Origin of the sequence: Brevundimonas naejangsanensis, assembly GCF_000635915.2 — a bacterium.
GTDB classification, from domain to species: Bacteria; Pseudomonadota; Alphaproteobacteria; order Caulobacterales; family Caulobacteraceae; genus Brevundimonas; species Brevundimonas sanguinis.
Window position 1 is genome coordinate 1,958,449 of the sequence record NZ_CP015614.1, and the last position, 12,735, is coordinate 1,971,183.

At 68.5% G+C, this 12,735-nt stretch carries 15 protein-coding genes; 9 read left to right on the top strand and 6 right to left on the bottom strand.

Translation table 11 applies throughout. The annotated features are described in order from the left end of the window. Positions 1-361 precede the first annotated feature (361 nt). The 4 genes from DA69_RS09270 to DA69_RS09285 all read left to right on the top strand — a co-directional run bounded on the left by DA69_RS09270 (position 362) and on the right by DA69_RS09285 (position 2,837). Positions 362-733: a chromosomal replication initiator protein DnaA gene (locus DA69_RS09270; protein ID WP_025978445.1), complete on the top strand. Its 372-nt coding sequence runs from the start codon at positions 362-364 to the stop codon at positions 731-733. Continuing rightward, complete coding sequence (locus DA69_RS09275; protein ID WP_025978446.1) at positions 730-1,446, top strand: DUF6456 domain-containing protein; 717 nt, start codon at positions 730-732, stop codon at positions 1,444-1,446. Before DA69_RS09270 ends, DA69_RS09275 begins: the two co-directional genes overlap by 4 nt. Before the next feature lie 102 nt (positions 1,447-1,548). Beyond that, the gene (locus DA69_RS14725; RefSeq protein ID WP_025978447.1) at positions 1,549-1,731 is read left to right on the top strand and encodes a hypothetical protein; all 183 of its coding nucleotides are present in this window, start codon (positions 1,549-1,551) and stop codon (positions 1,729-1,731) included. 44 nt (positions 1,732-1,775) lie between these two features. Then, positions 1,776-2,837 (top strand): linear amide C-N hydrolase, encoded by a 1,062-nt coding sequence (locus tag DA69_RS09285; protein WP_235599141.1) that lies wholly within the window; start codon positions 1,776-1,778, stop codon positions 2,835-2,837. Between the two features lie 21 nt (positions 2,838-2,858). Here the strand turns inward: DA69_RS09285 and DA69_RS09290 are convergent, their stop codons facing one another. Then, a complete protein-coding gene (locus DA69_RS09290; RefSeq protein WP_025978449.1) occupies positions 2,859-3,152 on the bottom strand; it encodes a hypothetical protein in 294 nt (97 codons plus the stop codon). A 77-nt stretch (positions 3,153-3,229) separates the two neighbouring features. Continuing rightward, on the bottom strand, positions 3,230-3,664 hold the full coding sequence (locus DA69_RS09295) for a SufE family protein (RefSeq protein ID WP_025978450.1): 435 nt from the start codon (positions 3,662-3,664) through the stop codon (positions 3,230-3,232). A 132-nt stretch (positions 3,665-3,796) separates the two neighbouring features. On the opposite strand from DA69_RS09295, the gene DA69_RS09300 reads away from it, so the two are divergent. Continuing rightward, positions 3,797-5,443, top strand: coding sequence for a sensor histidine kinase (locus tag DA69_RS09300; protein WP_025978451.1), 1,647 nt, complete (start codon positions 3,797-3,799; stop codon positions 5,441-5,443). 8 nt (positions 5,444-5,451) lie between these two features. On the opposite strand, the gene DA69_RS09305 is transcribed toward DA69_RS09300, so the two are convergent. Next, entirely contained in the window at positions 5,452-6,327 is an 876-nt protein-coding gene (locus tag DA69_RS09305) for a hypothetical protein (protein ID WP_025978452.1), read from the bottom strand. A 55-nt stretch (positions 6,328-6,382) separates the two neighbouring features. On the opposite strand from DA69_RS09305, the gene DA69_RS09310 reads away from it, so the two are divergent. The 3 genes from DA69_RS09310 (at position 6,383) to DA69_RS09320 (ending at position 8,999) form a co-directional block, all read left to right on the top strand. Then, positions 6,383-6,712, top strand: coding sequence for a DUF1491 family protein (locus DA69_RS09310; RefSeq protein ID WP_025978453.1), 330 nt, complete (start codon positions 6,383-6,385; stop codon positions 6,710-6,712). A 187-nt stretch (positions 6,713-6,899) separates the two neighbouring features. Next, positions 6,900-7,280, top strand: coding sequence for a hypothetical protein (locus tag DA69_RS09315; RefSeq protein WP_025978454.1), 381 nt, complete (start codon positions 6,900-6,902; stop codon positions 7,278-7,280). Between the two features lie 63 nt (positions 7,281-7,343). Further along, positions 7,344-8,999, top strand: coding sequence for a DUF1570 domain-containing protein (locus tag DA69_RS09320; protein ID WP_025978455.1), 1,656 nt, complete (start codon positions 7,344-7,346; stop codon positions 8,997-8,999). An 11-nt stretch (positions 9,000-9,010) separates the two neighbouring features. Here DA69_RS09320 and DA69_RS14730 read toward each other — a convergent pair whose 3' ends face one another. Beyond that, the gene (locus DA69_RS14730) at positions 9,011-9,151 is read right to left on the bottom strand and encodes a hypothetical protein (RefSeq protein ID WP_167349653.1); all 141 of its coding nucleotides are present in this window, start codon (positions 9,149-9,151) and stop codon (positions 9,011-9,013) included. Between the two features lie 159 nt (positions 9,152-9,310). Here DA69_RS14730 and DA69_RS09325 point away from each other — a divergent pair, with 159 nt between their 5' ends. After that, positions 9,311-10,939, top strand: a complete 1,629-nt coding sequence (locus DA69_RS09325; protein WP_025978456.1) for a peptide chain release factor 3 — start codon at positions 9,311-9,313, stop codon at positions 10,937-10,939. A gap of 4 nt (positions 10,940-10,943) precedes the next feature. Here DA69_RS09325 and DA69_RS09330 read toward each other — a convergent pair whose 3' ends face one another. Continuing rightward, on the bottom strand, positions 10,944-11,552 hold the full coding sequence (locus DA69_RS09330; RefSeq protein ID WP_025978457.1) for a YczE/YyaS/YitT family protein: 609 nt from the start codon (positions 11,550-11,552) through the stop codon (positions 10,944-10,946). A 29-nt stretch (positions 11,553-11,581) separates the two neighbouring features. Next, the gene (locus tag DA69_RS09335; protein ID WP_025978458.1) at positions 11,582-12,733 is read right to left on the bottom strand and encodes an MFS transporter; all 1,152 of its coding nucleotides are present in this window, start codon (positions 12,731-12,733) and stop codon (positions 11,582-11,584) included. Positions 12,734-12,735: the final 2 nt, after the last annotated feature.

The window sequence follows — 12,735 nt, forward strand, 5'->3', positions numbered from 1 at the left end:
AGGCAAAGCTTGGGATGACCGCGCGTGAGATGCGGCCGGGTAACCTTGTTCCAACGTTAACGGGCCAAAACCTTAAGAAGGGTTAACGGGTCCCGATATGGAACGCGTAGGATGATTTGCGAATCGCCGTCCAGAGTCCTGAGTCAAGGATTCGTTAATTTATTAACGCCGGGCGCCGCATTCCCCTGTTGACCTTTGGCGCGTCTTCCACAGGGGGCGTGCACAACCGTCCCCGCCGATGCCCGACCCCGCCTGGGGAAGCGACCGCTTCTGACGCCTCATAGGACAACATTCCTAACGCACCCGCCACACGCACTCATAATGGCGGGATCCACAGGAATGACGGGAGGAAGCGCAGATCATGGAACCCTATCGCGTGCCGGTGACGGAGGGCGACCGCATCCGGGCGGACGCCGCCCTGTCGCTGTCAGGTCTGGCCCTGGGGGTGCCGGTCGCGGAAATGAAGCGGCGCGAGCGGGTGCGGCCCAGGGCCTGCCGGGCGCGATGGTCGGCCATGTATCTGGCGCACGTCTCCTTCGGCTGGCCGCTGGAGCGGGTCGCCCACGCCTTCGGCCTGAACCGGGCGACGGCGGGCGCGGCCTGCCGCTGGGCCGAGGATGAACGCGACCGGCCCGACTACGACGCGCTGATGGACGGGCTGGAGGGGTCGCTGCGGGCGGTGATGGAGTTGCCGCTGGTCGATCTGGCCCCCGAAACCGGAGGCCGCCGATGAGCCGTCAACTGGAACGCGCGCGCAGCCTGCTGCAACGGCCTGGCGCCTGGCTGGACCAGGCGAACGGCGCCTATACCTTGCGTCTCGGCGGCGACCGGCGCAGCCGGGTGGTGCTGACGCTGGATGAGGCCGCCTTCCGCGCCGTGATCGAGCGGCCGGGGCTGAAGCTGCGTCAGGGGGGCGGCTGGCTGCCCCGCGCGGCCAACGACCACGCGCCCCTTTCGCCCCCGCCCGGCCGCCCCGGCGTCATCGAGGGGGAACGGGCGGTGATGGAAGCGGACGGCCGCCTGACGATGCGCCGCGCCAATCTGGGCGAGAGCCCGATCCTGTGGCTGGCGCGGCGCAAGGACCAGTCGGGCCGCCCCTGGCTGACCCCGGCCGAGGTCGCGGCCGGCGAGCGGCTGCGCGCCGAGGCCGAGATCGCCGCCGCCGGTCCTTCCATGACCATGCGCTGGGACGGCCTGCCTCGCAGCGGCTCCGGCGGCGGCGCGGGACGGGTCGAGCCCAGCGACCACGCCATCTCCGCCTCGGCTCGGGTGCAGGCGGCCCTGGAGGCCTGCGGCCCGCGTCTTCGCGCCATCGTCGAGCAGGTCTGCATCCACGGCACGTCGCTGCAACTGGCGGAACAGGCGCTGTCCCTGCGCCGCCGTCAGGGCAAGACCCTGCTCAAACAGGGGCTGCAGGCGCTGGCGGAGCATTACGGCATAGGATGATCCGGCCGAACGGCGCCATTGCGACATGCCATCAGCGATTGTCGCTCCATCATTGCTTAAGCATGGACGTTCTACCGTGACGCCATCTTCCGGTGGCAGCGAATGGAATTCCCCATGACCTTCTTCCGTCCAGCCGCACAGGTTCTGGGCTTGTCTCTGGGGCTGGCGGGCGGCGCTTCCGCCTTTGCCCAGACCAGCGCGGATGAGCCGTGGCGCGTCACGGTCAGCCCCTACGTCTGGGCCACCTCGTTGGACGGGAACGTCACGCTGGCCGGGCGCAGCTGACCTACTGATCCTTCCCTCACGACCCCCCATCCCAAGGAGACGACATGCGTAACGGAATGAAGAAGGGCGTCGCCGCCCTGGCCGCCGCCTTCATGCTGGCCGTTCCCGCGGCCGAAGCGTGCACGCGGCTTGTCTACCACGGCAGCCACGACGGCGCGGTGATCACGGCCCGGTCGATGGACTGGAAGGACGAGATCATGACCAACCTGTGGATTTTCCCGCGCGGCATGGCGCGGGACGGGTCCGGCGGTCCCAACTCCCTGACCTGGACGTCCAAATACGGCAGCGTCATCGCCAGCGGCTATGACATCTCGACCGTCGACGGCGTGAACGAGATGGGTCTGGTCGCCAACGTCCTGTGGCTGGTCGAGTCGCAATACCCGGCTGACGACCCGAACAAGCCCGCCCTCAGCATCGCCGCCTGGGCCCAGTACGCCCTCGACAACTTCGCCACCGTGGCCGAGGCGGTCGAGGCCCTGCGCGACGAACCCTTCGTCCTGGTCAGCGACAATGTGCCGGGTCAGGAGCGGCTGACCACCCTGCACCTGTCCCTGTCGGATTCCGGCGGCGACAGCGCCATCTTCGAATACATCGACGGCAAACTGGTGATCCACCACAGCCGCGACTACCAGGTGATGACCAACTCGCCGACGTTCGATCAGCAGCTGGCCCTGAACACCTATTGGCAGGGCATCGGCGGCACGGTCATGCTGCCGGGCACCAACCGGGCGGCCGACCGCTATGCCCGGGCCTCCTTCTACGCCAACGCCATTCCCAAGTTCGAAGACCAGAACATGGCCGTGGCCAGCGTGTTCAGCGTGATCCGCAACGTCTCGGTGCCGTTCGGCATCTCGACCCCGGATCAGCCGAACATCTCCTCGACGCGCTGGCGGACGGTCGTGGATCACAAGCGCAAGCTATACTTCTTCGAGTCGGCCCTGACGCCGAACACCTTCTGGGTGGACCTGAAGAAGATCGACTTCTCTGAACGCGCCCCGGTCAAGCGGCTGGAGCTGGGCGAGAACCAGATCAACACCCATGCGGGCGACGCCACCGCCAAGTTCAGCAATGCGCGCGCCTTCGCCTTCCTGGGCCCGCAGTCCTAAGCCGATAAAGGCGGTTGGGCTTCAGAAAATCCCGACCGCCGCCTCGGCCCAGATCAACAGCACGGCCAGGATCACCGCTGCGGCCAACATGAGCCGCGCCAGCGGGGTCCGCGTTTTCCACAGAACCAGCTCCAGCAGCAGACCCGCCCCGACCAGCAGGACGGCGGCGAACAGGAAGTCCTGGGCGTCCCAGGCGACCTCGGAGGTGACCTGCATGGCCGCCAACGGCGTCAACAGGATCAGCCCGACCGCGCCCCAGCCGGCCATTCGGACAGGATTGAAAAAGGAAGGGGCGCGCTTCGTCAGGGCCGTCATCGGACCGCTCCACACCGTATGAGACGCCTCATCATGCGCCCGATCGCGCCCAATCGGAAGAGAAGCGGCGATCGCGGTCAGCCCGCCGCCAACGCCGCCTCGCGGATACGCCCGACCATGCTGTTCAGGCCGTTGGCGCGCTGGCGCGTCAGGGCCGAGGGCAGGCCCAGCCGGTCCAGAGCGGCCTTGGCGTCGAACGCCAGTATCTCGCCCGGCAGCCGCCCCGAATAGAGCCGCAGCAGCAAGGCGATATTGCCCTTGGACAGGGCGCTGTCGCTGTCGGCGTCGAAAAACAGCCGCTCGCCCTGGGGCCGCATCGACAACCAGACCTGAGCAGCGCAGCCCGGCACCTTGTTCGCCTCGATCCGCGCCTCTTCGGGCAGGGGCGGCAGGTCCTTGCCCAGGTCGATGACGTATTCGATCCGCCCTTCCCAGTCTCCCAACAGGTCGAACTCTTCGACCAGTTCGGCCAGGGTCTCGTCGATGGAGCGGTCGGGGGCGGTAGAAGTCATGGGCGCGACATAGGCCCCCGCCGCCGCGATCACAACCGGCGCGCCGCTCCCCCTATAGGCGAGCGCCCTAGGGGCTTGAGACGACGCGGCCTAGATATAGGGTTGTTATCACTCCGTCCGTCTCAGGCGCACTTGAAGCCTCACACCGCCCTGCTTGATCCGATCCGCCGCCCCGAGGTCCACGACGCCGGGGACGGCGCCGCCGTGGCCGCCTGGCACGCGGGCTGGGCGGCGGCCGTCGGCGTGACGGCCCTGTTCGCGACCGGCGCAGGGACCGGCGCCGAAGCCGCCGGGACGGCGGCGCCCCTGCTGCTGGCTCTGGGGGTCATGGCGGCGCCGGGGCTGGCGGGGCTGACCCTGCTGCGCCGCGACGATGACGAGGCCCGTTCGGCCCTGTTGACGCTGTGGACGCTGGCGGCGCTGGCGGGCGCGGCGCTCAGCGGCGGGGCGGGCGGCCCGCTGGCGGGCTTCGTCTTCGCGCCGTTGGCGGCGGGTCTGGCGGTGGGCGGGCGCCGCCGCGTGCTGGTCGCCGCCATAGCCGCCACGGGCGCGGCGGGCGCGGGGCTGCTGTCCAGCTGGCTGTTGGGCGCGCCGTCGGCGGCGGCGACCACGGCGGGGATCTCGGCCCTGATGACGGCCGGCGCGACCACGGCGGCCCTGTTCCTCGGCGCCCGCCGCGCGGCTCGCCGGATGGAGGTCGCCGAAGCCGACGTGGCCGGGGTCGAGACCCTGCTGGCCGGTCAGCCCGCCCTGACTCTGGCGCTCAATCAGGACCTGCGCGCCCTGGCCGCCTATGGTGCGGCGCCCGCCGCCCTGCCGGTCGAGCCGCTATTCAAAGAGGGGCTGCTGTCGGCCGTCGACCCTGCCGACCGCCCCGCGGTCCTGGCCGCGCTGGCCCGCGCGCGCAGCCTGGGCGAGGCACAGGTCCGCTTTACGCCCCGCCTGGCGCTGGACCGCCGCATCCTTTTGACGGCGCGGCGCATGGATGACGGCGGCTCTCGCCTGATCGTTCAGGCTCTGGACGCCACCTTACAGTACGCCCGCGAGGCTGAGCTGGACGCCGCCCGCATGGAGGCCGAGGCCCAGAGCGCCGGCAAGTCGCGCTTCCTGGCCCATATGAGCCACGAACTGCGCACCCCGCTGAACGCCGTCATCGGCTTTTCGGACGCCATGCGGCAGGAGTTGTTCGGCCCGGTCCCGCCCCGCTACGCCGACTACGCCCGCTCGATCCACGAAGCGGGCGGCCACCTGCTGGACCTGATCAACGACGTCCTGGATGTCAGCCGCATCGAGGCGGACCGCTATGAGCTGGCGCTGGAGCGGTTCGACGCGCGCGAAGCGGTGACGGCGGGGCTGGCGCTGGTGCGTCTTCAGGCCGAGGACAAGGGCGTGGCCTTGAACGCCGTCCTGCCGCCCGAACCACTGATGATCCGGGCCGACCGTCGGGCGCTGAAGCAGATGACGCTGAACCTGCTGTCGAACGCAGTGAAGTTCACACCTGCGGGCGGGACGGTCACGGCCTCGGCGCAGGCGGCGGGGACCATGCTGGAAGTGATCGTCGCCGACACCGGCGTCGGGATAGCCAAGGCTGATCTGGCGCGGCTGGGGCGCCCCTATGAGCAGGCCGGCGAAGCGGACCAGAAGGCGAAAGGCAGCGGGCTGGGGCTGGCTCTGGTCCGCGCCCTGGCCGAACTGCATGGCGGGGCGTTGAGCCTGGACAGCACCCTGGGCGAGGGCACGGCCGCCGCCCTGCGACTGCCGGTTCTGGCCGAAGGCTGACGCCGCCGTTAGACCGGGCCCATAGCCAGAAAGGCGCGGGCGGCGGCGAAATCGCCCGCCTCGAAACGCGCCGTCGCCACGCTGTCGTCGCGGAACAGGAATTCAATCAGGAAGGGTTCGCGCGGGTCCAGCGCCGCAAGCGCCTCGGCGGCGCTGTCGGGAAAGCGCCAAACCTCGCCCGCCCGCGCGCCTGAGACCAGCAGCTCACGCGGCGCGAGATCGGACCCGGCGGCGAAGACCGCGCGGCGCGCGCCGTCCGGCGGCAGGCCGTCCGTTCCCAGCCATGGTCGGGGCGAGCGCGCCGCGTCCCGCATGACGATGCGCGCGGCATAGGGTCGGGGCTTGCCGACGAACGACACGACCGCCGCCGGACGCGCGTCCTGCGGCGCCTTGCCGGTCAGGCCGAAGCGAACAGGCGAGGCGCCGGTCGCCCCGTCCTGAAACAGGCGCCAGCCGTCGCGAACGCTTTCGAAACGGTCGGCGCTCCAGACGGCCTTGTCGCCGGGGAAGTTGATACGCGCCGCCCGCGACCACCCGGCGAAGGCGTGGCGCACCCGCGTCTTGACCCGGTTCAGCTCGGCGTCGTCACAGGCGGTCGCCTCCGCCCGCGCCTTGGCGCGCCCGGCTGTCGCGGCCAGTTCGGTCGCCGGGCGACCTGCCCGCAAGGCGGCCCCGCGCGCCTGCAGCGTCGCCGCCTCCAGCGCCTGCGTCAGGCGCGGCTCGAACAGGCGGCATTTGTCTTGGGCCGCCCGCACGAAGGCGCGCTCGTAATAGACGTCGCTAGAGTTCTGGCCAGCAGCGGTCGCCGTCCCGGCCGCGAGGGCCAGTACGACGATCGCGGCCAGCGTTCTGCTGACTATGCGAGGCGACAGCGCTATGTTCATGCCTCCACCCTAGCCGACGCCGGTTCCGGGTCCGTCTCCAAACAGGGTGAATCAATTGCTTCTTTCCACTGACGTCTGGGTCGGCGCCCTGATCCGACGCGCCGAGCTGGAGGGCGCCAACGCCGTGGTGGTGAAGAAGGGCGACGCCCGCGCCGGCGCCGTCATCGTCAAGGCCTATGACACCGCCACCCGCACCGCCCGACTGTGGACCGAGGCCACCGGCCAGGACGGCGAACCGCTGTGGATCCAGCCCGTCGCCAGCGAGTTCGAGAGCGAACTGGACGCCTATCTGGATCGCCAGCGCCGCTATGACCCCGACCTCTGGATCGTCGAGATCGAGGACCGCCACGGCCGCCACTTCCTGACCGAGAAGACGCAGGGCTGACCCTCCTTCGCCCGGATAGAGGGTCTATAGGTAGGCCCCCGCACCGGCCCTCAAGCAGGCCGAAGGCCGGTAGGGCCGCTCAAAATGGTAACCGGCTCGTTCACCGCGTTCGTGAACCGGACCGCAAGCGCGGCGTCCTAAAACCCCTCGCATGGGACCAGAACGGTCCTGCGAGCGGGCGCGGTCCATGCTGTTTCTTCTGAACGACGTCGTTTTCGATCTGGACGAGGCTTGCCCGGCCCCCAGCCACGACGTGCGTCGGTTCGAGTGCCTGTCGTTCGACTATGTGCTGGAGATGGGCTGCGAACTGTTCGCCGAGGACCCGCTGCTTCACCACAACGACCCCGCCCGCGCTCGCCGCTTGGCCTGGCTGATCGCCCACAAGGCCGAAGGCGTCAGCGCCGCCCTCTTCGCGGCGCCGCAGGCCGGTTGCGCGCCCGAACTGGTCGAGCCGCGCTTCTGCGCCTTGCCCGAGATCGTGTTGCGTCACCTGCATCAGCGCGCGCGTCGCGGCGCCCTGGACGCCGCCACGGCCGACAAGACGGTCTGGAGCCGCCTGGCCGCCTAGGGCTTCCATAGAACACCATCGTTCTTTATTTCTTGTCCCTCAGCCTTGGGGAGACGAAGGGCGATGAACAAGAAAATGCGGTTTCGCGTGAAGCGGGGCGCGGCCATGACCGCGGCGGCCGCCCTCGGCGCCTTCGCCGCATCGCCGGCGCTGGCGGAATGGCTCCGGGCCGAAACCGACCACTTCATCGTCTATGGCGACACCTCGGAAGGCAGCCTGCGGCGCTACGCCCAGAAGGTCGAGCGTTTCGACGCCCTGCTGAGGACCTACTATCCCATCCAGACCGACCATGAGATCCCCAAGCTGGAGATCTTCATGGCCGAGGGTCGACGCGACATGAACCGCATGTCTCCTGGCATCAGCGAGGGGGTAGCGGGCTATTATTCGCCGAACAGCGGCCGCATCTATACGATTGTCGATACGCGCAGCTCTATGGGCGATGTCGTCGTCTTCCACGAATACGCGCACCACTTCATGTTCCAGATGCAGGCCAACGCCTATCCATCCTGGTTCGTAGAGGGGTTTGCCGAATTCTACTCAACGGCCAGCCTGACCGATAAGAAGATCCAGTTCGGACGGCATAATCCGGGCCGGATGAACTCCCTGACCATGGGGTTCAGCTCGTGGGCCAAGATGGAGGATGTGCTGAAGTGGCGCATCTCGGATTCCGGACGTTACCCGGCGCATAGCTATTACGCCCAGGCCTGGGCCATGACCCATTACTTCATGAGCACGCCCGAACGCACCCAGATGCTCGGACGCTATCTGGGTGCTGTGGCCGGTGGTGAGGATTCCGTCGTCGCCATGCAGGCGGCGACAGGCCGGACCCCCGCTCAGCTTCAGGACGACGTCTGGCGCTATATTTCCGGCTCCATCAACGTGACCACGCCCCAGATTGCGGTCACAGATCCGCAGGTGGCGATCAGTCGGCTGTCGAAAGCCCAAGCGGACGCCATCTGGCTGGACGTGCGTCTCGATAACGCGCCGATCAAGCCTCCGGCCGAGGAGGAGACCGAAGATGAAACTCAATCAGAAGCGCAAAAGGCGCGTCGGGTTCGCGAGCGCAAAGAGGCGAGCGAAAACCGGGCCGAACTGATCCGCTCGGCCTTCGCCCTAGGCGAACTTCACGCAGACTCCGATGTGGGCCGGCTGCTCACCGCCCGTGCCCACAGACTGTCACAACGTCCCGATCTGGCGCTGGCGGCTCTGGCGCCGAGCCTCGACGCCAACACGAGCAACGCCCAGGTCCTGCGTGTCGCCGCCCTGGCGCTGCTGGACCAGACCGAAGCGGCGGGGTCAGTCGACGACGCCAATGAGCTTCGCCGTCAGGCCTCCATCTATCTGGCCCGGGCGATGGACGCCGAGCCACTGGATTTCCGTATTTATCTGGGTCTCAACGACGTACGAAACGGCCAGCCGCGCTATCCGACGGATAACGACATCTCCACCCTCGAGGTCGCCTGCGCCCTGGCGCCGCAGTCCTTCGACTGCCGCACCCGGTTGGCCCACGCCTATATGGCGCGCGGCATGAACCCGGAGGCGATCGCGGTCCTGACGCCGGTAGCCAACAGCCCTCACTCCAGCGGCTACAAGCGTCAGGCGCGGGCCATGATCAACCGCGCGCGACAGGCCCTGCACCAGGCTCCGCTGGAAACAGGACCCGAGCCTGACGACGAAGACGACGCCGATGCGCCGGGTCAGGCCACCGACGCCGCCTGACCTGAAAGGTGTTAGAGCAGGACGCCGAACACCGTGTGCACGACGGCTGCGGCCAGGACGATCAGACCGAACCCGGCCAGAAAGCAGACCAGCGGATGAATCTTGGACGCGTTCGGTGCAGGCGCGACCTTGCCTGGATGGACCAGAGCCATGACGTTTTCCCTTCCCTAGTGCGGCGAACTCATGGTCCGCCGTCTCCCAGAAACGAGGATGCCTCGAATAACCCTCATAGGCGAAGGGTCTCTCACGGCATCGTGAACGTCGACAATTGAGCGCCGGCGCGCTAGGTCGCGCCTCCTAAAGGAAGCTCCATGTCCAAACTGACCCTCGCTCAGGAGGCCGATCGCCGTCGGACCTTCGCCATCATCGCTCACCCGGACGCCGGTAAGACGACGCTGACCGAGCATATCCTGCTGGCGGGCGGCGCCGTGCGGGCTGCCGGCGCGGTCAAGGCGCGCGGCGAGAACCGCCGGGCGCGCTCGGACTGGATGAAGATCGAGAAGGAACGGGGCATCTCGGTCACCGCCTCGGTCATGACGTTCGAGCACGACGGCAAGATGTTCAACCTGCTGGACACGCCGGGGCACGAGGACTTCTCCGAAGACACCTATCGCACCCTGACCGCCGCCGACTGCGCCATCATGGTGCTGGACGCCGCCAAGGGCATCGAGCCGCAGACGCTGAAGCTGTTCGAGGTGTGCCGCCTGCGCGACATCCCGATCATCACCTTCATCAACAAGCTGGACCGCGAGGCGCAGGACCCGATGGCCCTGCTGGACGAGATCGCGTCCCGCCTGCAGCTGGACCCCTCGCCGATCTGGTGGCCAGCCGAGAGCGGCAATCGCCTGCGCGGTCTGGCCGAGGTCGGCGGTCAGGGCCGCTTCCAGCCCTATACGCGCAAGACCGCCGACAACGACGGCGAACACCCGGCGCCCCTGCCCTTCGATCAGGCCGCCGACTTCTTCCAGGGCACGGAGCAGGCCGACATGGTCGATGCGCTGGAACTGGTCGAGGCGGGCTATAAGCCGTTCGATCATCAGGCGTTTCTGGAAGGCCACATGACGCCTGTGCTGTGGGGCTCGGCCCTGCGCCACTTCGGCATCGAGGAGCTGCTGAAGGCCATCGGCGAATGGGCCCCGCCGCCCAAGACCATGAAAGCCCGTAAGGAGGCGCCGCCCGAAACCCGCAACGCCCCCGCGCCCGAAGACATCACGGTCGAGCCGAGCAAGGACGAAGTCACCGGCTTCGTCTTTAAGGTCCAGGCCAATATGGACCCCAACCACCGCGACCGCATCGCCATGTTCCGCATGGCCTCGGGCAGCTTCAAGCGCGGCATGAAGCTGAAGGTCCAGAACACCGGCAAGCAGCTGTCGGTGAACGCCCCCATCATGTTCTTCGCCTCGGACCGGGAACTGGCCGAAGAGGCCTATGCCGGCGACGTCATCGGCATTCCCAATCACGGGGTGCTGCGCGTCGGCGACAGCCTGTCGGAGAGCGGCCTGGTGCGCTTTGCCGGCCTGCCCAACTTCGCCCCGGAAATCCTGCAGCGCGTCCGCGTCAAGGACCCGCTGAAGGCCAAGCACCTGCAAAAGGCGCTGGTCGGTCTGGCAGAGGAAGGCGTGACCCAGCTGTTCCGCCCGGAACTGGGCGCGGACTTCATCGTCGGCGCCGTGGGCCAGCTGCAGTTCGAGGTCATGGCCGACCGCCTAGGCGAGGAATACGGCCTGGACGTCATGTTCGAGCCGTCGCCTTACGCCGAGGCCCGCTGGGTGTCCGGAGCCAAGGCCGACCTTGAAGACTTCGCCGGCAAATACCGGCCGCAGATGGCCGCCGATATCGACCAGAACCCGGTCTTCCTGGCCAAGTCGAGCTGGGAGACGGGCTACGTCGCCGAACGCTTCCCCAAGGTCGCTTTCTCGAAGACCAAGGAACGGGGCTGACCGATTACGCGCTGGCGCGGGCGGGCGCGCCTTCCCGCGCCAAACTCTGGAACCACGGCAGGAAGATCTGGATCAGCGGGCCGATGCCCACGGCGAAGACGATGGTGCCGACGCCGACCGAGCCGCCTAGCAGCCAGCCGCCGGCCAGGACGCTGAGCTCGATCAGCATCCGCGACACGCGGATCGACCACCCCAGCCGCTGGTTCAGCCCGACCATCAGGCCGTCGCGCGGCCCCGTCCCCATGCCCGCCCCGATATAGGCCGCCGCGCCCACCGCCGTCAGCACGACGCCCCCCGCCATGAAGGCCAGCCGCAGCGGCAGGGTCGTCATCTCAGGCATGACCGCGAGAGCCGCGTCCATCGACAGGCCGATGACGAAGATGTTGAACAGGGTGCCGATCCCCGGCTTCTGCCGCAGGGGAATCCACGTCAGCATCACCACCACCCCCATCAGGATGGAGGCGGTCCCCAGGCTCATGCCTGTGCGCAACGACAGACCCTGATGGAAGACGTTCCACGGATCCAAGCCCAGGTTGGCCCGCACCATCATGGCGGCGGCGACACCATACAGGCACAGGCCGAATTGAAGCTGGATGAAGCGGCGCATGAACATGGCCCCCTTCTGCCTGATCGCGCCGGGAATTAAAGGCCCGGCTTTCGTCTGAGCCCGAAGGTCATGGCGAACATGACCAGACAGACCCCGCTGGACAGCAGCATGGCCAGCCCCGCCGAGCGGTCCAGCACCACGCCGTAAAGCGCCGGAGCCGCCGCTTGGACGAAACGGGCGGGCGTCAGCACAAGGGCCTGTCGCGCGCCATAGTTCTCACGCCCGAACAGATGCAGCGGCAGGACGCCCGAGGCCACCGCCAGCAGGCCGTTGCCCGCCCCCTGCCCCAGCGCCACAGCGCCCGCCGCCCCCTTGCCGCCGACGAAGGCGATCAGGGCGCCGAACGGATGCAGCAGGGTCGCCGCCCGCGCCGCCGCAACGGGCGAGCCCCTGCCCGGCGCCGCCAGGGTGATCAGGCGTACCGCGATGGCCGCGCCCGCCATCAGGCCGGCGGCCATGGCCGCCTCGGCTGCGCTCAAGCCCAGCCGGGTCAGCAGACGCGGCAGGTGGGCGCTCATGGCCGTAGCCACCCACCAAGCTCCGGCGAACAGGACGGCCAACCGGATCATGGTCCCGTCCCACCGCACGCGGCCGGACGCAGGAGGCCTGCCCCCGGCCCGCCCATCCGGCAGCACGGCCCAATAGAGCGGCAGACACAGCACGACATGCGCCCCCGCCCAGACGAAACAGGCGCCGCGCCAGCCGACAGTCTCGATCATCAGCAAGGTCAGCGGCCAGCCCAACGCCCCGCCGAAGGCCCCCAGCAGGGAAACGGCGGTGATCGGCTTCTTCGCCGCCTCGCCATGCAGGGCCACCAGCACGGCGTAGGCGGGGCCGTACAGCCCCACGCCCATGCCCGCCCCCAGCATCAGCACGCCCGCGACCATGACGACCGGATCGCGCGCCAGCCCCAGCAGGATCAGCGCCAGAGCGAAGATCAAAGCAGCCGCCGACAACACCTCGCGCCCGCCGCGCCGGTCGATCCAACACCCGCCGAACGGGCTGAGCGCCGCCGAGACCAGAAATGCGCCCGACAGAGCCGTGAACACCACCCCCGGCGTCGTCCCCACGCCCCCCGCCAAAGGCTCGGCCAGCACGCCGAGCAGATAGTAGCTGGAGGCGAAGGAAACGATCATCCCAAGGCCCAGAACGGGAATGATCAGGCGAGAAACGGCGAGGCGCGACATGG